General features: G+C 71.9%; 17 protein-coding genes and 1 pseudogene. 2 read left to right on the top strand and 16 right to left on the bottom strand.

Annotated elements, in window-relative coordinates:
• Positions 1 to 4: 4 nt before the first annotated feature.
• From scpB to steA, 8 genes are all read right to left on the bottom strand, one after another.
• Positions 5 to 682: an SMC-Scp complex subunit ScpB gene (gene scpB, locus CRM89_RS03225; RefSeq protein WP_011208541.1), complete on the bottom strand. Its 678-nt coding sequence runs from the start codon at positions 680 to 682 to the stop codon at positions 5 to 7.
• Positions 679 to 1599, bottom strand: a complete 921-nt coding sequence (locus CRM89_RS03220; RefSeq protein ID WP_011208540.1) for a ScpA family protein — start codon at positions 1597 to 1599, stop codon at positions 679 to 681. The genes scpB and CRM89_RS03220 overlap by 4 nt, the downstream gene beginning before the upstream one ends.
• Positions 1596 to 2471, bottom strand: coding sequence for a ParA family protein (locus tag CRM89_RS03215; RefSeq protein ID WP_041560853.1), 876 nt, complete (start codon positions 2469 to 2471; stop codon positions 1596 to 1598). The genes CRM89_RS03220 and CRM89_RS03215 overlap by 4 nt, the downstream gene beginning before the upstream one ends.
• A gap of 295 nt (positions 2472 to 2766) precedes the next feature.
• The gene (xerD, locus tag CRM89_RS03210; RefSeq protein ID WP_060592274.1) at positions 2767 to 3717 is read right to left on the bottom strand and encodes a site-specific tyrosine recombinase XerD; all 951 of its coding nucleotides are present in this window, start codon (positions 3715 to 3717) and stop codon (positions 2767 to 2769) included.
• Positions 3718 to 3729: 12 nt separating this feature from the next.
• Positions 3730 to 4395 carry an NUDIX domain-containing protein gene (locus CRM89_RS03205; protein WP_011208537.1) on the bottom strand — a complete coding sequence of 222 codons (666 nt, stop codon included), beginning with the start codon at positions 4393 to 4395 and terminating at the stop codon, positions 3730 to 3732.
• Positions 4396 to 6117 carry a CTP synthase gene (locus tag CRM89_RS03200; protein ID WP_011208536.1) on the bottom strand — a complete coding sequence of 574 codons (1722 nt, stop codon included), beginning with the start codon at positions 6115 to 6117 and terminating at the stop codon, positions 4396 to 4398.
• Positions 6118 to 6193: 76 nt separating this feature from the next.
• The gene (locus CRM89_RS03195; protein ID WP_041560040.1) at positions 6194 to 7138 is read right to left on the bottom strand and encodes a copper transporter; all 945 of its coding nucleotides are present in this window, start codon (positions 7136 to 7138) and stop codon (positions 6194 to 6196) included.
• A gap of 13 nt (positions 7139 to 7151) precedes the next feature.
• On the bottom strand, positions 7152 to 8366 hold the full coding sequence (gene steA / locus CRM89_RS03190; protein ID WP_011208534.1) for a putative cytokinetic ring protein SteA: 1215 nt from the start codon (positions 8364 to 8366) through the stop codon (positions 7152 to 7154).
• 471 nt (positions 8367 to 8837) lie between these two features.
• Here steA and CRM89_RS03185 point away from each other — a divergent pair, with 471 nt between their 5' ends.
• Complete coding sequence (locus CRM89_RS03185; protein WP_098083183.1) at positions 8838 to 9641, top strand: LLM class flavin-dependent oxidoreductase; 804 nt, start codon at positions 8838 to 8840, stop codon at positions 9639 to 9641.
• A gap of 4 nt (positions 9642 to 9645) precedes the next feature.
• Here CRM89_RS03185 and CRM89_RS03180 read toward each other — a convergent pair whose 3' ends face one another.
• Positions 9646 to 10833 (bottom strand): zinc-dependent alcohol dehydrogenase, encoded by a 1188-nt coding sequence (locus CRM89_RS03180; protein WP_011208532.1) that lies wholly within the window; start codon positions 10831 to 10833, stop codon positions 9646 to 9648.
• Positions 10834 to 11018: 185 nt separating this feature from the next.
• Positions 11019 to 11354: a hypothetical protein gene (locus CRM89_RS03175; protein ID WP_011208531.1), complete on the bottom strand. Its 336-nt coding sequence runs from the start codon at positions 11352 to 11354 to the stop codon at positions 11019 to 11021.
• 162 nt (positions 11355 to 11516) lie between these two features.
• On the opposite strand from CRM89_RS03175, the gene CRM89_RS03170 reads away from it, so the two are divergent.
• A complete protein-coding gene (locus tag CRM89_RS03170; protein WP_098083182.1) occupies positions 11517 to 11939 on the top strand; it encodes an SRPBCC family protein in 423 nt (140 codons plus the stop codon).
• Positions 11940 to 11973: 34 nt separating this feature from the next.
• On the opposite strand, the gene recN is transcribed toward CRM89_RS03170, so the two are convergent.
• From recN to CRM89_RS03140, 6 genes and pseudogenes are all read right to left on the bottom strand, one after another.
• The gene (gene recN, locus CRM89_RS03165) at positions 11974 to 13740 is read right to left on the bottom strand and encodes a DNA repair protein RecN (protein ID WP_086847674.1); all 1767 of its coding nucleotides are present in this window, start codon (positions 13738 to 13740) and stop codon (positions 11974 to 11976) included.
• Positions 13718 to 14692, bottom strand: a complete 975-nt coding sequence (locus CRM89_RS03160) for an NAD kinase (RefSeq protein WP_098086864.1) — start codon at positions 14690 to 14692, stop codon at positions 13718 to 13720. Before CRM89_RS03160 ends, recN begins: the two co-directional genes overlap by 23 nt.
• Positions 14689 to 15510 carry a TlyA family RNA methyltransferase gene (locus CRM89_RS03155; protein WP_098083181.1) on the bottom strand — a complete coding sequence of 274 codons (822 nt, stop codon included), beginning with the start codon at positions 15508 to 15510 and terminating at the stop codon, positions 14689 to 14691. Before CRM89_RS03155 ends, CRM89_RS03160 begins: the two co-directional genes overlap by 4 nt.
• A 1-nt stretch (position 15511) precedes the next feature.
• On the bottom strand, positions 15512 to 15778 hold the full coding sequence (locus CRM89_RS03150) for a hypothetical protein (protein ID WP_060592284.1): 267 nt from the start codon (positions 15776 to 15778) through the stop codon (positions 15512 to 15514).
• Positions 15779 to 15791: 13 nt separating this feature from the next.
• Complete coding sequence (locus CRM89_RS03145) at positions 15792 to 16679, bottom strand: HAD-IIA family hydrolase (protein ID WP_041560038.1); 888 nt, start codon at positions 16677 to 16679, stop codon at positions 15792 to 15794.
• 137 nt (positions 16680 to 16816) lie between these two features.
• Positions 16817 to 17812, bottom strand: a pseudogene (locus CRM89_RS03140) (tetratricopeptide repeat protein); the annotation flags it as partial.
• Between the last annotated feature and the right edge of the window lie 914 nt (positions 17813 to 18726).

Below are 18726 nucleotides of genomic sequence, written 5' to 3'. Positions count from 1 at the left end.
TTCGTCAATCCTCGGTGCCGAGGTCCAGGTCGGACTCGGCGGGTTTGCGCAGCCTGGTGTACCGGGGATCGGTTTCCAGGCTGTCGTTGATCTCGTCGATCAGGTCGACGCCCGGGAGCAGGGGCGCCAGCGGTGGCAGGTCCGACAACGACGCCAGCCCGATCCGCTCCAGGAACAGTTCGGTGGTGCGGTAGAGCGTGCCGTTCGTCTCCGGGTCGACCCCGGCTTCGGCGATCAGGCCGCGCGCGAGCAGCGTGCGCATCACGCCGTCGACGTTCACGCCGCGCACCGCGCTCACCCGGTTCCTGGTCACCGGCTGGCGGTATGCCACGACCGCCAGCGTCTCCAACGCCGCCCTGGTCAGTTTCGTCCTGGCGCCGTCGAGCAGTACGCGCTCCACGTACGGTGCGTACTCGGTGCGAGTATAGAAGCGCCAGCCGTCGCCGACGAAACGCAGATCGATGCCGCTGCCCCGCGCGGTGAGTTCGGCCGACATCTGCCGCAGCGTCGCCTCGACCCGTTCGGTGGTGTCGTCCAGGGCCGCCGCCAGCTGCTCTACCGGGGCCGGAGCGTCCACGACGAGCAGCATCGCCTCGAGCGCCGAACGGAATTCGGCGTCGTCGAGAACCGGCGGGGTGAGATCGGACACCACGTCCGCGGCGGTGTTCGGTGGCTGGCTCACCCGTAGTCCTCCTCGATCGTCACGGTCGTGTCCTGTTCGCCCGGATCGCCGATCCAGCTGATCGCCAGCGGACCCAGCGGGTCGGGCTGGTCGAACTCGATGCTCTTGCCCCGGTACAGCTCGAGCAGCGCGAGGAAACGCGCCACGATCTGCACCGGCACCTCGCAGTCGGCGACCAGTTCGGCGAAGGTGGTCCAACCGCCGGGCCCGCGCGCCTTCAGCATCTCCAGCACCAGCGCCGCCTGCTCGGCCACCGACACCGTGTGCTGGTGCAGGTGATCCAGTCCGACCGTGGGGCGGGGGCGGGGCCGGAACGCCGCGGCCGCGATTTCGGCGAAGCCCGCCGCGTCCACTCCCAGGGTAACCTCGGGCAACAACCCGGCGAAGCGCTCCTCCAGCCCCACCGCGCGCGGGTAGCGGCGCAGGGCCACGGCCTCCAGCTCGCCGAGCAGCTCGGCCACCTGCTTGAACGCGCGGTACTGCAACAGCCGGGCGAACAGCAGGTCGCGGGCCTCGAGCAGCTCCAGATCCTCGGCGTCGGTCATCTCCCCCGACGGCAGCAGCCGTGCGGCCTTGAGGTCGAGCAGGGTCGCGGCCACCACGAGGAATTCGGTGGTCTGGTCCAGGATCTTGTCCGCGCGCAGGCCCGCGGTGGTCTCCATGCTCGCGGTGAGCGCCTTGGTGTAGGCGATGAACTCGTCGGTGACCTGGTGCAACGCCACCTCGGTGACGTCGAGCTTGCGCGAGCTGATGAGGGTGAGCAGCAGGTCGAACGGGCCCTCGAAATTCGCGAGCTTGAGCCGGAAGCCGCCGGATTCGCCGCCGGATTCGCCGTCGCCCTCGGCCTGCGCGTTCGCCGGGACGGGCTCGTGCGGATCGGGGACGGTCGGCGGGGCGGGGTCGGTGGCCGCGCTCACCGGCCGGACCGGTGGATGACTTCCCGTGCCATCGCCCGATACGCTTCGGCCCCACCGGATTTCGGCGCCCACGTGGTGATCGGCTCGCCCGCCACGCTGGCGTCGGGGAACCGCACGGTGCGCGCGATCGCGGTGTCGTACACGAGGTCGCCGAACACTTCGACGACGCGCGCCATCACCTGACGCGAATGCAGCAGCCGGGCATCGAACATGGTGACCACGATGCCGTACAGGCTCAGCCGCGGATTCAGCCGGTCGCGCACCTTCTCCACGGTGTCGTTGAGCAGCGCGAGCCCGCGCAGCGAGAAGTACTCGCACTCCATCGGGATGATGACCCCGTCCGAGCAGGCCAGCGCGTTCACGGTGAGCAGACCCAGCGAGGGCTGGCAGTCGATGAGGATGTAGTCGTAGCGGTCGCGCACCGGTTCCAGCGCGCGGCCGAGCGTCTGCTCCCGGCCGACCTCGTTGACCAGCTGGATCTCCGCCGCCGACAGGTCGATGTTGCTCGGCAGCAGGTCCATGTTCTCGACCTTTGTCTGCATCAGCACGTCGTCGATCGAGGTGCGCCCGCCGACGAGCAGGTTGTGCACGGTCAGGTCGAGGTCGTGGTGGGCCACGCCGAGCCCGGCCGAGAGCGCGCCCTGCGGGTCGAGATCGACCAGCAGCACGCGGCGGCCGTATTCGGCCAGGGCCGCGCCGAGATTGATGGTGGAGGTGGTCTTGCCGACGCCGCCCTTCTGGTTGCACATCGCGACGATCAGCGCGTCGCCGTGCGAGGTCAGCGGGGGCGGGTCGGGGACCACCCGCAGCGGCCTGCCCGTCGGGCCCAGTTCGCCGTCCTCGGGCACGGGCGGGGCGGTGCCGCCCCACAGGGTCTCCGCCGCGACGTCCGAATCCTCTCCCGGGCGGGGTTCTGTCGGCGGCTGCGCCTCACCGTATGGCGGCTCCGCCGCGCCGGCTGTCGTCACGATCCGCTGCTCCTTATACGTTCCTGCCCGTTGCCGAGCGTAGCGAGGACGCTCGCGCTGCCTTGCCGAGCGTAGCGAGGCCGATCGCGCCCGACCTCGCTTTCGTACGGTCCAGCTCTCGCTAGACGCTACCGCTTGACGGCGTCGGACACGCGTTCGGACACGCGCCGACCGGCTACCGCGACGATCCCCCGTCCCCTCACCTGGCGCGTGGATGGGCCGTGGCCCAGACCTCGCGCAGTGTGCTCACGGTGACCAGGGTATAGATCTGCGTGGTCGTCACCGAGGCGTGGCCGAGCAGCTCCTGCACCACGCGCACGTCCGCACCGCCGTCGAGCAGGTGGGTGGCGAAGGAGTGCCGCAGCGTGTGCGGGGAGACGGCGGCGCCGATGCCCGCGCGTTCGGCGGCGGTCTGCAGCACCTGCCACGCGCTCTGCCGCGACAGCCGCCCGCCCCGCACGTTGAGGAACAGCGCGCCGCCGGTGCCCTTGCCCGCGGCCGCCAGCACCGGTCGTCCGCGCACCAGGTAGGCGTCCACGGCGGCCAGCGCCGGACGGCCGATCGGGACGATGCGCTGTTTGCCGCCCTTGCCGCGCAACACGACCGCGCGTTCGGTGGTGTCGAGATCGTCGACGTCGAGGCCGACCATCTCCGAGATGCGCGCCCCGGTGGAGTACAGCAGTTCCAGCAACGCCCGATCGCGCAGACCGCGCGGGCCGCCGTCCACGGCGGCGGTGTCCCCGTCCTCGGCCGGTCCCCCGCCCGCGGCCTCGAGCAGCCGCAGCACCTGGTCGTAGGGCAGCGCCTTGGGCAACCGGCGGCCGGGGGTGGGCGGTTTCACCGCATGCGCGACGTCGGTGCTGGTCATCCCCTCCGCGGCGGCGAAGCGGTGCAGCCCGCGCACCGCGATCAACGCTCGTGCCACCGAGCTGGCCGCCAACGGCGGATGATCGCCGCCGCCGGATCGCAGCGCGACGGTGAACGCCGCGACGTCGGCCTCCCGCACCTGTTCGAGCCCGCCGATCCCGCGCTGGGTCAGGAAGTCGCGGTAGCGCCCCAGATCACGCCGGTAGGCGCCGAGGGTGTTGCGGGCCGCGCCGCGCTCCACCGCGAGATGGTCCAGGTAGGCGTCGATCTCGCGCGCGAGCATCCCCTGATCCTGTCAGTCCGCGGCCCTCTGCGCTGCCTTGCGATCCAGGAAGGTGGTCGGCCGGTCCGGCCAGGGCGCGTCGCCGGGACGTAGTTCGGTGCCGTTGGCGCGGGCCGCGGTCAGCGCGAGCACCCCGGCGACCGCGGTGGCGTTGACGATCTCTCCGGCCAGCGCCGCGCGCACCGCCTCGGCCACGGGCATGCGCACCACCTCGATGTCGGCTTCCTCGAGTTCGGGGTCCGGCCGGTGCGTCGCGCTGAGCCCGCGGGCCAGGTAGACGCGCAGTGCCTCGTCGGTGAAGCCCGGCGAGAGCGCCACGTCCACCAGCACCGACCACTCCCGCGCGGCCAGCCCGGTCTCCTCGGCGAGCTCGCGCCGGGCGGCGGTGAGCGGATCCTCGCCGGGGATGTCGAGCAGCCCGGCGGGGAGTTCCAGCAGCCGCCGCCCGAGCGGGTGGCGGTACTGCCGGATGAGGATCACGTTGTCCTCGTCGTCGACCGCGGCGACCGCGACCGCCGCGTGGTGTTCGATGACCTCGCGTTCGACCACCCGGCCGCCGGGCATGGCGACCTGGTCCAGGCGCAGCGCGACGATCGCGCCGGAATACACCGTCCGGCTGGCCACGGTCTCGAAATCGTGGCTGCCCGGTGCCCCGGTCCCGCCGTCACGCTCGCTCATTCACGCTCCCTGTTCTGCGCTCGCCAACTCGTCGTCCGGAATGTCGACCGGAAGCCGCTCGGCCAGTTTATATTTCAGCGCGGCCGCGATCAGCGCGGCGAACAGCGGATGCGGGCGGGTCGGCCTGCTCTTCAGCTCCGGATGCGCCTGGGTGGCGACGAAGAACGGGTGCACCTCGGCGGGCAGCTCCACGAACTCGACCAGCAGCCCGTCCGGGGAGGTGCCACTGAACTTCAGCCCGCTGGTGGCGATCTTGTCGCGGTAGGCGTTGTTCACCTCGTAGCGGTGCCGGTGCCGTTCGGAGACCTGCTCCGAGCCGTAGGCGCGGGCGACCACCGATCCCTTCTCCAGCACCGCCGGGTAGGCGCCCAGGCGCATGGTGCCGCCCAGGTCGGCCTCACCGGCCACGGCCTGCTTCTGATCGGCCATGGTGGAGATCACCGGGTGCTGGGTGTCGGGCTCGAACTCGGTGGAGTTGGCGTCGGTGAGCCCGATCGAGCGGGCCGCCTCGATCACCACGCACTGCAGGCCGAGGCACAGGCCGAGCAGCGGGATACCGCGGGTGCGGGCGAAGTGGATGGCGCCGACCTTGCCCTCGATGCCGCGGATGCCGAAGCCGCCGGGGATCAGGATCGCGTCGACATCGCGCAGCGCGGCCGCGGCGCCCGCCGCGGTCTCGCACTCGTCGGAGGCCACCCAGCGGATGTTCACCTTGGCCCGGGAGGCGAAGCCACCGGCGCGCAGCGCCTCGGTGACCGAGAGGTAGGCATCGGGCAGGTCGACGTACTTGCCGACCAGCGCGACCTCGACCTCCTCGCGCGGGGAGTGCACACGGTCGAGCAGGTCGCCCCACACGGTCCAGTCCACGTCGCGGAAGGGCAGCCCCAGCCGCCGCACCACGTAGGCGTCCAGGCCCTCGCGGTGCAGCACCTTCGGGATGTCGTAGATCGACGGCGCGTCCGGGGTGGAGATGCAGGCGTCCACCTCGACGTCGCACATCAGCGCGATCTTCGACTTGAGCGCCTGCGGCACCTCGCGGTCGCAGCGCAGGATCAGCGCGTCGGGCTGGATGCCGATGTTGCGCAGCGCGGCCACCGAGTGCTGGGTGGGCTTGGTCTTGAGCTCGCCCGAGGGCGCCAGGTAGGGCACCAGCGAGACGTGCAGGAAGAAGACGTTGTCGCGGCCGACGTCGTGGCGGATCTGGCGGGCCGCCTCGAGGAACGGCTGGGATTCGATGTCGCCGACCGTGCCGCCGATCTCGGTGATCACCACGTCCGGCGTCTGGCCCTGTAGATCGGGGCCGCGCATGGCCAGGATGCGGTTCTTGATCTCGTCGGTGATGTGCGGGATGACCTGGACGGTGTCACCCAGGTATTCGCCGCGGCGTTCCTTGGCGATGACCGAGGAATAGATTTGCCCGGTGGTCACGTTCGCGTCCCGCGACAGGTCACGGTCGAGGAATCGCTCGTAGTGGCCGACGTCGAGATCGGTCTCGGCACCGTCTTCCGTCACGAACACCTCGCCGTGCTGGAACGGATTCATGGTGCCGGGATCGACGTTCAGATAGGGGTCGAGTTTCTGCATGGTGACGCGCAGTCCGCGCGCGGTGAGCAGCTGACCGAGGCTGGAGGCGGTAAGGCCCTTGCCCAATGAGGAGGCGACACCACCGCTGACGAAGATGTGTTTCGTGGCGGTTCGCGCCTGAATCCGTGTTTGACCCACGGGTCTTCACAGTAACACGAAACGGGCGCCCGATTCGCACGCCACGCCCGTTAGCTGATCGATCGCCACCACCGGATCAGCCGGGCAGTCCGGCCAATGTCAGCGAGCCGGCCTGCGGGCCCGTGCCGTAGCGGCCCGCGCCGCCGCCGAGCTGCTCGGTCAGCCCCAGCACGGTGGTGACCCGGCCGATCTCCCGGTCCAGATTGTCCACGGTGGTCAGCGCCGCGGCGAGCGCGGCATCGGAGCGGACGATCGCGAGCGCGCCCTGTCCGTCGGCCGCGCCGGTACGCCCGGCCAGCACGACGCCCGCCCCGCGACCGCGCAGGGCACCGGCGAAGCGGGCCACGTTCGCGCCGCGGGCGTTCTCGGCGGCCTGCGCGCCCGCACCGGTGACGACCACGGCCAGCTGGGCCGGCTGCACGGGCGTGTCACCGTAGGCGAGGAACCCGCCGCCGCGCAGCGTCTCGAGCACCAGGCTCAGCTCCTGTGGCGTCGATCGGGGCTGTCCGGTGGCGGGGTCGAGCAGCAGCACCATGCCCAGCAGGTCACCGGCCAGGCTGCCCTGGTCCACGCCGCCGGTGCGCAGCTGCGCGCCCGCCGGGATGGTGTTGGTCACCGCGGTCCGCAGCCGGTCGCCCTCGGCCGCGTCGACGAAGGCGTCGGTCAGGGCGATCCGCCCGGCGACCGCCGCGCCGGCGGTCTGCAGGCCGGTGCTCACCGCCTCCACGTCGGCCGGGTCGGCGTCGGGGGTGGTGAAGACGAGCACCGACCGGTCGGCGAGGGTGCCGCCGAGGATGCGCCCGGCCGAGCTCGCGATGAAGCGGTCGGCGGCGTCGACCTGGTCGGTGAGCGCGCGATTGCGGGCACCGAGGTCGTCGACCTGCCGACCCAGTTCGGTCTTGTCCGCGCGCAGGCCGGAGAGCAGATCGGCGGCCAGGGTCTGCGAGCCGAGCACCACCCCGATCGCGAGCGCGAGGAAGATCGCCACGATCGAGATGGCGTGCTGGCGCAGTGAGATCATCAATCGCTCCCGGCTATCGTTGGCCCGCGCCGACGAGATCCTGGCACCATCGCGCGAAACGGTTCCAGGTGTCCACCGCCCAGTCCAGCACCTCGGTGCCGGTGTTGGAGGCCAGCAGCACCACGATCACCGCGATCAGCGCGGCCAGCACGACCATCGCCAGCGCGACGCCGGACATGCGGTTGCGGTAGAGGGTGGCCACCGCCTTGGCGTCCATGAGTTTGGTGCCGACCTTCAGCCGGGTCAGGAAGGTGGCCGGATTGCTGTCGCGGCGGCCGCGGTCGAAGAAGTCGTCCAGCGAGGCCGCCGCACCCACGGTGACGATCAGCGCGGCGCCGTGATGCTCGGCCAGCAGCAGCGCGAGATCGGCCGGGGCGCCCGAGGACGGGAAGGTGGTGGCGCCGATGCCCAGGTCCTGGATGCGTTCCAGGCCCTTGGCATGACCGTCGGTGTCGGCGGGCAGGATCACCTCGGCGCCGCACTTCATCGTGGCCGAGGTGATCTCCTCCGGGTCGCCGACGATCAGGTCGGGCCGGTACCCCTGCTTGCGCAGCGTGTCGGCACCGCGCCCGACGCCGACCATGATCGGCGCGTACTCCTTGATGAACGGCTTGAGCCGCTTGAGGTCCTCGGCGTGATCGGGCCCGTCGGCCACCACGACCACATGCCGCTGCTTCATGTCCAGTTCCAGCTCGGGCACCCCGATGCCGTCGATGAGCAGCGCGCTCTCGGTGCGCACGAATTCGATGGTGTTGCCCGCGAAGGCTTCGAGGTGGTCGGCGAGCCCGTTGCGCGCCTCGATCATCCGCTCGGCGATGGCGGCTTCGGTCAGCTCGATGCCCTCGACCAGTGCCTCGGGTTCCTTCTTGGTCAGCTTGTCCGCGTACACCACGCCGTCGTGGATGCGGATCTTGCTGCCGTCCTTGATCTTGGTGAAGGCGTCGGAGCTGACCGTGTCCACCAGCATGATGTCGTTGGCGACAAGCACTTCCGGCCCGAGGTTGGGGTAGCGGCCGGAGATCGAGGGCGAGGTGTTGACCACCGCGACGACACCGGCTTCGACCAGCCGGTCGGCGGTGATGCGGTCCAGGTCCATCTCGTCGACGACGGCGATGTCACCGGGGCCGACGCGCCGCAGCAGTCGCCGGGTGTTGCGATCCACCCGGGCTATCCCGGTGCGGCCGGGCAGCGTTTCGGTGTTCTTCGACAACAGGGCCGGCAACTTCATGGGGCCGATGATGGCGGCTATGTCGGGGCCCGTGGTGGAGGCGCGCCGAGCGGTGGGTCACATTCGTCACTGTGATATCAGCCGGGACAGGGTAATCGGCACACGCACGGCATCCACTGTTGCGCGCCGGTCGCCACGCCCCCGTGTCGCGTGGGTTTCCGCATTCCGGCGCGAGTTCTCGCCGATAGCCGTTCCGCGGTTCACGACCGCAGGCCCGCACGATTTCGATCAGATGACCAGTTCGAGCAACTCAGGAAGTTCCGCTATCAGCGGCGACACCACCGCCGCGGTCGGAACTTCTGCGTGAAACCACTTGTGCCCCAATGGTGTTCGTACCGACCGCCCCGAACTGTGGGAATCCCACAGGCACCCGGACGGCGATCAACCACCCGGGAACAGCACGGACCGCCCCCGGGTTGTTCCCGGACACCGGCGCATCACGCCCCCGCCCCCCTCGACGAAGGACATCTCATGGAGATCGGTGTCATCCTGCCCACCTCGACCCCCGACCCCGCCCGCCCCATCCTCGGCGACGTCCGCGCGAGCGCCCGGTTCGCCGAGGAGATCGGCCTCGACTCGGTATGGTCCACCGATCATCTGATCGCCAGCGCGCCGATGCTCGACAGCACGGTGGTGCTGGCCACGGCGGCGGCGGTGACCGAACGGATCCGCATCGGCTACGGCGTCCTGCTGCTCGCGCTGCGCCCGGCGGCCTGGGCGGCCAAGCAGATCGCGAGCCTCCAGTACGTCTCCGGTGACCGGCTGCTGCTGGGCATCGGCACCGGCAATCCCGCCCACGGCGACATCGGCTGGCGCGCGGCGGGCGCGTCCTTCGCCGAGCGCGGCCGCACCACCGACGCCGCGCTGCGGGTGCTGCCCGACCTGATCGCCGGACGCACCACCGCGCTGCCCGACGGCACCGAGGTCGCGCTGTCGCCCGGCGCGACCGTCCCGCCGGTGCTCGTCGCCGGTGACGGACCCCGGGCCCGCCGCCGGGCCGCCGAATTCGCCCAGGGGTGGATCGCCATCGCCGCGACCCCGGAACAGGCCGCGGCGGGCGGACGCGAGCTGGCCGAGCTGGCGGCCGGATTCGGTAGGCCGACACCGGGAATCACCGTCGTCGCGCCGCCGCTCGGCCAGGACTCGAACCGCTGGCCGGAGCTGCTGGCGCAGTACGCCGACGCGGGCGTCGAACGGTTGACGCTGGCCCCTACCGGTCCCGACTGGCGCGCCGATTACGAGACGGCCGCGAAGGTGCAGGCGCTGGCGGGCTGAGCTGTCACGCGGCCGGATCGAGAACGATCTTCACCGCGCCGTCGGCCTTCTGCTGGAACATCTCGTAGGCCGCGGGGGCCTTGCTCAGCGGCAGGCGGTGGGTGGCGAAGGTGTCCACGCCCAGCGGGTCGTCGTCGGTGAGCAACGGCAGGATCTCCGGCGCCCAGCGGGTGACGTTGGCCTGCCCCATCCGCAGCTGGATCTGCTTGTCGAACAGCACCCGCATCGGCAGCGGATCGACCATGCCGCCGTACACGCCGACCAGGGAGATGGTGCCGCCGCGGCGGACGATGTCGATGGCCTCGTGCAGGGCGGCCAGCCGGTCCACCCCTGCCGTGTCCATCACCTTGCGGGCCACCACGTCCGGCAGCAGCGCCGCCGAGCGGTGCGCCACCGATCCGATGGGCGAGCCGTGCGCCTCCATCCCGACGGCATCGATCACCGCGTCGGTGCCGCGCCCGTCGGTGCGGTCGCGGATGACATCGCCCAGGTCGGCGTCCACGGCGGAGAAGTCGATGACCTCGATGCCGCGGGCAGCCACCCGGGACAGCCGTTCGGGTACCCGGTCCACGCCGATCACCCGGTACCCCCGGTGGGCGGCAACCCGGCACGCCATGTCGCCGATCGGGCCGAGACCCAGCACGGTCACCGAGCCGCCGTCGGGCACCGCGGCATACTCGACCGCCTGCCACGCCGTCGGCAGCACATCCGAGAGGTACAGGAATCGCTGATCGTCCGGCCCCTCGGGCACGGTGATGTGGGTGTGATCGGCATACGGGACACGCAGGTACTCCGCTTGGCCGCCGGGCACCTGCCCGTAGAGCTCGGAGTAGCCGAACAGCGCCGCGCCGCTGCCCTGCGAGCGCACCTGCGTGGTCTCGCACTGGGTCGGCAGGCCGGTGTCACACATCGCGCAGTGTCCACAGCTGATCTGGAACGGCACCACCACCCGGTCGCCGGGCTTCAGGTCGCGCACCTGGGCGCCGACCTCCTCGACGATGCCCATCGGCTCGTGCCCGAGCACGTCACCGGGTGTCATGTACGGGCCGAGCACCTCGTACAGGTGCAGGTCCGAGCCGCAGACTGCGGTGGAGGTGATGCGCACGATCGCGTCGGTCGGTTGCTGGATCCGCGGGTCGGGCACCTCGTCCACGGCGATCTTGCGCCTGCCCTGCCAGGTCACGGCCTTCATCCGCCACTCCTCACTGCTCGGCCGACGGGTTCGTCGGGTACTGGACGGCTACCCGGCGGCCAGGGGCGAAAACGGCGTCCGGGGGCCGAGGGGTCGCGAGCACGGTCACCCCGAGCGCGCGGGCTCCGCCACACGAAAAGGTCCGGGTGCGGACCACCGCACCCGGACCCCGTTCCGCGACCGGATCAGTCGGCGTCGTCGAGCGAGGCGTTGCCGGTCACCACCGTCGCGCCGAACGGCGCCGTGCTGACGCAGCCCGCGCCGACCGTGGTACCCGCCGCGAAATCACCCCGGCTCTCCCCCGCCCGGGCGATATCCACGCGCAGCATCGTCTGCGCGCCCGCGCCGGCCAGCACGCACATCCACTGCTCGCCCTCGGGCCGGCTGCCGACCACGACGGCGCCTTCCTCGCTGGTGTCCGCGCTCACCGTGGGCGCGGCCGCGGCGAGTCCCGCGCCGAGCAGGGTCACGGTCGCAGCCGCCGCCGCGGTCGCCGCCACTCGCACTCCGGAACGGATCATGGGTCGTCCTCCTCATCTGCGTTTACCGACGTACCGGCAGTTGCCGTTCAGCGCGATCCGAAACAAGGTCGGTGAATGTGACGCACGTGACAGCACCGCCGAGACGATGAGGCAGTGCCTATACACTTCCGTCGACCTGTCGCCCGTAGAGGAGAAGAATTCATGCCACGCAGCATCGTCGAGGCCGTCATCCCGGCCCCGCGCCAGGCCGTCTACACGTTCTTCGTCAACCGTGACGGCATCAACCCCTTCCTGCCGGGCGTGCAGTTCACGCTGAAGAAGCCGGGCACCGACAGCCCCTCCGGCGTCGGCGCCCAGTACACCGTCGGCCGCGGCTCGATCGGCTTCGTGGAGGAGACCACCACGCTGGTGCCCAACGAGCGCTTCGAGTACAAGATCGTCAAGGGCGTGCCGGTGAAGCGCCACGTCGGCATCGTGACCTTCGCCGACGCCGAGGGCGGCACCCGCGTCACCTACACCATGGAGTCCGAGCCGAGCCTGCCGGTGCCCGCCAAGGTGCTCGAGGCCGGTCTGCGCACCCTGATCGGGCAGATCATGGGCGCGACCAAGAAGGCCTTCGCCTGACCCACTCACCGGCGCGCCGTCGCGGCGCGCCGGATCAGACGCTCGCCCGCTCGGCGCGCGCCATCTCCAGCAGTTCCTCCGCGTGCGCGCGGCCGGTCTCGGTGTCGTCCAGGCCGGCCAGCATGCGCGCCAGCTCCACCACCCGCTCGTCCTTCGTCAGCGCCCGCACGCCGCTGTTCACCGTGCCGCCCTCGTCGGACTTGTCGACCACCAGGTGCGTGTCCGCGAACGCCGCCACCTGCGGCAGATGCGTCACCACGATCACCTGGTGCGTGCGCGCCAGCCGGGCCAGCCTGCGCCCGATCTCCACCGCGGCCCGGCCGCCGACACCGGCGTCGACCTCGTCGAACACCATCGTCGCCCCGTGGTCGGACCCGGCGAGCACCACCTCCAGCGCCAGCATCACCCGCGAGAGCTCACCACCGGAGGCGCTCTTGCTCAACGGCAACGACTGCGCGCCCGAATGCGCGGCCAGCCGGAACTCGACCTCGTCCACGCCGGTGGCGCCCGCGTGCAGTTCGACGCCGTCGACGGTCAGCGGCGCCGAATCCTGCGCGGCCGCGGGCACCGCACGCACCTGCACCTCCAGCTTCGCCTTCCCCATCGCCAGCCCCGCGAGTTCCGCACTCACCGCGGCGGCCAACTTGCCCGCGGCCTTGGTCCGCGCGGCGGTCAACTTCACCGCCGCCGCGCGCACCCGCTCGGCCGCGATGTCGACCTCGGCGGCCAGCTTCGTCAGCGCCTCCTCCGACACGTCCAGCGACTCGAGCCGCGTCCTGGCCTCGGCCGCCCAGGCCAGCACACCGTCGATGTCGGGGGCGTACTTGCGGGTCAGGCTCTTCAATTCGGCTTGCCGGGTCAGCAGCGAATCCAACGCACCCGGATCCGAGGGCAGATCCGACAGATAACCGCTCAGCTCGGTGGTCAGGTCGACCACCACGGCGATCGCCTCGCCCAACCGCGGCGCCAGCGCCGACAGCGCCGGATCCTCGGCCGCCTCCAACCGCGCCCGCGCGGCCCCGAGCAGTTCCAGCGCGCCCGAGCCGTCCTCGGGCGCGTCGGCAGGCCCGGCGAGCGCGTCGTGGGCGACGGCCGCCGCCTCGCGCAGCGAATCCAGATCGCTGAGCCTGCGCACCTCGTCGACGATGCGCACGTCCTCCCCGGGCTCGGGCGCGACGGCGTCGATCTCGTCGAGGGAGTGCTTGAGCCGATCGGCCTCCAGCGCCAGCTCCCGGCTGCGCGCCGTGCGCTCCAGCAGTTCGGTGCGCGCGTCGAGCCAGGCGCGGCGCAGCACCTGGTACTTGCGCAGCAACGGACCCACGGTGTCGGCGGCGAACCGGTCCAGCGCGGCCAACTGCTGCTCGGGCTTCTGCAGGCGCAACTGATCGTTCTGACCGTGCACGGTCAACAGCGAGGAGGTGAAGTCGGCCAGCACCGAGGCGGGCACGCTGCGACCGCCCAGATGGGCGCGGGAGCGGCCGTCACTGCTCACGGTGCGGATGGCGATGACGCTGCCGTCGTCGTCGGCCTCGGCCGCCGCCGACTCGAGCACCTCGGCCACCTGGCCGCGGGCGTCCTCGTTCAGGTCCTCGACGGTGAACCGGCCCTCCACCACGGCCTTGTTCGCGCCGAGCCGCACCCGGCCCGCGTCCGCGCGGGCACCGCCGAGCAGATGCAGGCTGGTGACCACCATGGTCTTGCCCGCGCCGGTCTCACCGGTCAGGACCGTGAAACCCTCGTGGAACTGCGCGGTGGCCGCGGATATGACACCGAGACTGTCAATCCTGATCTCTGTCAGCACGTGTGCTCTCCGTTCGCCGTCGGCCTCGCCAGCCGGTCACGGGCAATTGGAACTTGCGCACCATCCGATCCGCGAACGGCGCGGAATCCAGCCGCACCCAGCGCACCGGTTCGCTGCCGCGGACCGCTTCCACCCGGCCGCCGCGCGGTAGCGCCAGCGTGCGCCTGCCATCCAGGAAAACTATCGCATCGTGGCCGGTGGCAACCGATTCCACCGCGATGCGGGACTCCGGGCTGGTGACCAGCGGCCGCGCGAACAGGGCGTGCGCGTTGCTCGGGATCACCAGCAGCGCCTCGAGTTCCGGCCACACCACCGGCCCACCGGCGGAGAACGCGTAGGCCGTCGACCCGGTCGGCGTCGCGATCAGGATGCCGTCGCAGCCGAACGCCGAGACCGGGCGCCCGTCGACCTCCAGCACCACCTCGAGAACGCCCATGCGCGAAGCGTTCTCGATGCTCGCCTCGTTGAGCGCCCAGCCGGACTCGACCACCTCGTCCTCGACCCGCACGGTCACGTCGATGGTCATCCGGTCCTCGACCCGATAGTCCCCGCGCACCACCTGGCCCAGCGCCTCGTCGAGGTGCTCGGCCTCGGCCTCGGTCAGGAAGCCGATGCGGCCCAGGTTGATTCCGAGCACCGGCACCGACGCGGGCCTGGCCAGTTCGGCCGCGCGCAGGAACGTGCCGTCACCGCCGAGGGCGAGCACCATCTCACAGCCGACCGCGGCCGCCGCACTGTGCTCGACCACCCGCACGACATCGCCGGCCGGACCGGTCACCGGCGCCGGTTCGGCGCGGCTGTCGAACCGGGTACTCGGCGCCTCGTCGGCCAGCACCCGCAGCCCGATCCCGGCTTCGGTGAAGATCTTCGCCGCCCGGTGCGCGGTCTCGACGATCTCGGCGCGGCCCGGGTGGGCGATCAGCAGGATCTCGCGGTCGCCGGACCCGCTCATCGTGGCCCCTCCTCGACCGCCCGCGCGACCAGCTCGCGCACCTGTGCCGCGTCGTACTCGAACGGCCCGTCCTTGCGCAGCCACAGGAAGTACTCGACATTGCCCGACGGCCCGGGCAGCGGACTGGCCACCGCGCCCACCGTCCGCAGCCCGTGTTCGGCCGCGGCGGCGGCGACCCCGCGCACCGCCTCGGCGCGCAGCGCCGGATCGCGCACCACGCCACCGGATCCCACCCGTTCCTTGCCGACCTCGAACTGCGGCTTCACCATCGGCAGCAGATCGGCGCCGTCGGCACAGCAGGAGGCCAGCGCGGGCAGCACCAACCCCAGCGAAATGAACGACAGGTCACCGACCACCAGCTCGACGGTGCCCTCGATCAGTTCCGGCGTCAGCGTGCGCACGTTGGTGCGGTCGAACACCCGCACCCGCTCGTCGGTGCGCAACCGCCAGACCAGCTGGCCGTATCCGACGTCGACGGCCACCACCTCGCGGGCCTCCCGGCTGAGCAGCACATCGGTGAAACCCCCGGTGGACGCCCCGGCGTCCAGGCACCGTTTGCCCGCCACACGCAGCCCCGCGGGCTCGAAACGTTCCAGCGCGCCGAGCAGTTTGTGCGCGCCGCGCGAGGCCCACTGCACCTCGTCGGGCTGTTCCCGCACCACCAGCGGGGTGCCGGGTTCCACCGCGGTCGCCGGTTTCGAGGCGACCGTTCCAGCGATCAGGACGCGTCCCGCGCCGATCAGCTCGACCGCGTGCTCCCGCGATCGCGCCAACCCGCGGCGAACCAGTTCGGCGTCCACTCGTGCGCGCCTGGCCACCTCAGATCTTGTCCACCGTGGCCAGTGCCTGGACCAACACCTCGTGTGCCTGTTCCAGGATGCGGGCGCGCCGCGTGATGTCCGCGCCGGTCTCGGCGTGCTCGGCCGGTCCGGTGCGGCCGCCGCCCGCGTCGAGTTCGGCGAGCAGCTCATCGATCTCGGCGCGGATCCGGTCCGGGTCGGCCGGTTCCGGCCGACCCTGCGCGCCGGGCAGATGCTGCCCGGGCAGCGGGACCCCCGGTCGGGGCGCATTGGTCGGAGTAGTCATCGTGGTGCCAACGCTATCGGATTTCCGAACGGGACGCGCGTACCGTCACCGCCCTGCCAGGGTACTTGCGCAGCCGCTCGGCCAGGTCCAGCTCGGCGTCGTCGGCGACCGGCGGGTGGTTGAGCGCGTCCAGGCTCTCGGCCACGTAGGTCGGGATCCGCTCCGGCGGCGCGGCGCGCAGCTCGTCGAGGGTGCTCACGCCGGTGAGCACCAGCAGCGAATCCAGGGCGACCCGATCGGCGCCCTCGATGTCGGTGTCGAGCCGGTCGCCGACCACGAGCGCGGCGCGGGTGCCGACCCGGGCGACGGCGTCCTCGAGCAGCGGCGCGTACGGCTTGCCGGCGACCACCGGCGCACGGTCGGTGGCGGCCTGCAACGCCGCGACCATCGCGCCGTTGCCGGGCGCGAGACCACGCTCGTTGGGCAGGGTGCGGTCGGTGTTGGCCGCGACCCACAGCGCGCCCGCGCGCACCGCGTAGGCGGCCTCGGCCAGGTCCGGCCACGCCGTCTGGGGGGAATGTCCTTGCACGACCGCGGCGGGCGGGGCACCGTCGAACCGCCGGATGGGCTTCAACCCGGCTTCCTCCACCTCGGCGGCCAGATCATCGGTGCCGACCACGAGGACGGTCGCGCCCGGTTCGAGCCGCTCGGCCAGCAACCGGACCGCGGCCTGCGCGCTGGTCACCACGTCCTCGGCCCGCGCAGGGAACCCCAGCTCGGCCAGATGCGCGGCGACCACCGCGGGCCCGCGGCTGGCGTTGTTGGTGACATAGGCCAGCCGCTGCGATGTCGCCGCGGCGGCCAACGCCTCCGGCGCACCGGCGATCACCACCGGACCCCGGTACAGCGTGCCGTCCAGGTCGAGCAGCAACGCCTCATAGCGATCTCGTAACCGCGTCACACCACTCCCACTTCGTCGCATCCACCCCGGCCGTGCCCCCGCCGCACCGGCGTGACACGACACTACGTCAGCCCGCCGACACGAGCGCCGGGTGGTCGAGGCGGTCCCGGATCCCCGGGATCGATCCGCGGCCGGGCTCAGGCGTCCCCGGTCAGTTCGGCCGCGCGGTCCTCGGCATCGGTTTCGCCGTCGAGATCGGCGGCGGCTGCGTTGAGGAACCACTCCAGGCCCTCGGCGGTGCGGCCCGCGGCGACCAGCGCGTCGGCATAGGCGTAGAACAGGCGGGCGGCCGAGGAGCCGGTGCGCTCGGGATCGAGGTCGTCGGTCTGCAGGGTGACGACCGCCTGGTCGTACTGGCCCAGGTCCATCCGGGCGCCCGCCACGACGATCCGCAGTTCGCTGGCCTCGTCCCCGGTGAGCGCCCTGGCCTCGTCACTGCGGCCCAGTTCGATGGCCCGCTCGGGACGACCGAGCCCGCGTTCGCAGTCGGCCATCACCGCCAGCAGACCCGAACCGCCCGACATCCGCCGCGCGGTCCGCAGCTCCGACAGCGCCTCGGCCCATTCCCCCGCGTGATAGGCCACCACGCCCGCGGTTTCGCGCACCACCGCGATCCGCCCGGCCCGCTGCCGCGCCGCGCGTGCGTGCGCCAACGCCAGCCGCGGATCGTCGTCGAGCAGCCGCACCGCCATCACCAGGTGCCGCGCCACGGTCTCGGCATTGCCCTTGTCCAGGCTCAGCAGATCCCGGCGCACCGCGGGATCGAGGTCCGACGCCTCCACGTCGTCGGGCAGATCCGGCTCCTCCGGCCGCGGCGCCCGCCGCTCGAGATTGCGTCCTCCCGTACCGCGCGCACCTTCACCACCGCGCCGCCGGTCCTCGAACTCGCCACGCGCGCCGGACCCGCGCCGCTCGTCCCCGCCCCGCGGGAAACCACCGCGCTCGCCGCCCAGTGCCGACGCCCCACGCTCCGCATCATCGTGCGCACGATCCGCACCGGCGTCGCGGGAACCCCCACGAGCCGTCGCGTCGAATCCGGAACCGCCGCGTCCGGGGCCACGATCCGCACCCCGGGAGTCGGAACCACCGCGCGGGTAACCACCACGCTCACTGCCGCTGGAGGAGCCGCCCCGTTCGCCGCCACGACGGAAACCGCCGCGCTCGGAACCCTCGCGCTCACCTCCGCCGCCGGCACCGCGCGCCGCCCCACCGCGATCGAACCCGCCACGCCCGCGGTCGTCACGATCCGACGCGCCACGACGGAACCCGCCGCGCTGCGCACCTCCCCGGTCGTCGCCACGATCGGGCGCACCGTACCGGGAGCCGCCCTCGGACGGTCCACCGCGACGGAACCCGCCGCGCTCACCGGACGTACCGCGCGCGACACCGCCGCCTTCGCGCGAACCACCGGGCTCGCCGCCGCGACGGAAACCACGCTCACCCGCGTCCGTACCGCGCGATCCGCGCTCGCCGCCGGCCCGATCCGCATCACGCCCACGAGCGAAGCCGCCGGCACTCTCCGAACCTGGATCACGCCGGTCGAAGCCGCGCGACTCGCCGCGACGGAAGCCGCCGCCGGCACCACGGCCGCCTTCCCCACTCCGGAAACCACCGCGCTCGTCGCCACGGTCGCGGCCGCCTTCGGAGCCGCCGCGGCGGAACCCACCCCGGTCGCCGGTTTCACCGCGCCCGAAGCCGCCGCGATCCCCCGAGGTCCGCTCGTAGCCGCCGCGATCCCGACCGCCGCGCTGCTCGTAGCCGCCGCGTCCGGTCGAATCACTTCGCTGCCCACTATCCGGCTCGCCACGGCGGAACCCGCGACGCTCGCCCGCGCCGCCCGATCGCCCGGAATCCCGATCGCCGGTGGCGCCGCTGTCCGCACCGGGACGGTCGGCGCCGGCACCGCGCTGACCCGCATCGGACGCGCGCCGGAACGGCCTCCGACCGTCATTGTGTTCGGACACGGTGTTCCCTTTCCAAGTTTTTTCAGCAGAGGGTTTGCTGGCCCTCTTGAATTCAATCACGTGTCGGTGTGGTAGCCGGTGGG

Origin of the sequence: Nocardia sp. FDAARGOS_372, assembly GCF_002554515.1 — a bacterium.
Classification (GTDB): domain Bacteria; phylum Actinomycetota; class Actinomycetes; order Mycobacteriales; family Mycobacteriaceae; genus Nocardia; species Nocardia farcinica.
This window is presented reverse-complemented; position numbering and strand designations above follow the sequence as displayed.

Coding starts and splice junctions, on each gene's coding strand:
- xerD (WP_060592274.1), bottom strand. CDS start 3,717: ATGCTCGCGCGCGAGATCGACGCCTACCTGGACCATCTCGCGGTGGAG.
- CRM89_RS03205 (WP_011208537.1), bottom strand. CDS start 4,395: ATGAGCGAGCGTGACGGCGGGACCGGGGCACCGGGCAGCCACGATTTC.
- CRM89_RS03195 (WP_041560040.1), bottom strand. CDS start 7,138: ATGATCTCACTGCGCCAGCACGCCATCTCGATCGTGGCGATCTTCCTC.
- steA (WP_011208534.1), bottom strand. CDS start 8,366: ATGAAGTTGCCGGCCCTGTTGTCGAAGAACACCGAAACGCTGCCCGGC.
- CRM89_RS03185 (WP_098083183.1), top strand. CDS start 8,838: ATGGAGATCGGTGTCATCCTGCCCACCTCGACCCCCGACCCCGCCCGC.
- CRM89_RS03180 (WP_011208532.1), bottom strand. CDS start 10,833: ATGAAGGCCGTGACCTGGCAGGGCAGGCGCAAGATCGCCGTGGACGAG.
- CRM89_RS03175 (WP_011208531.1), bottom strand. CDS start 11,354: ATGATCCGTTCCGGAGTGCGAGTGGCGGCGACCGCGGCGGCGGCTGCG.
- CRM89_RS03170 (WP_098083182.1), top strand. CDS start 11,517: ATGCCACGCAGCATCGTCGAGGCCGTCATCCCGGCCCCGCGCCAGGCC.
- CRM89_RS03160 (WP_098086864.1), bottom strand. CDS start 14,692: ATGAGCGGGTCCGGCGACCGCGAGATCCTGCTGATCGCCCACCCGGGC.
- CRM89_RS03150 (WP_060592284.1), bottom strand. CDS start 15,778: ATGACTACTCCGACCAATGCGCCCCGACCGGGGGTCCCGCTGCCCGGG.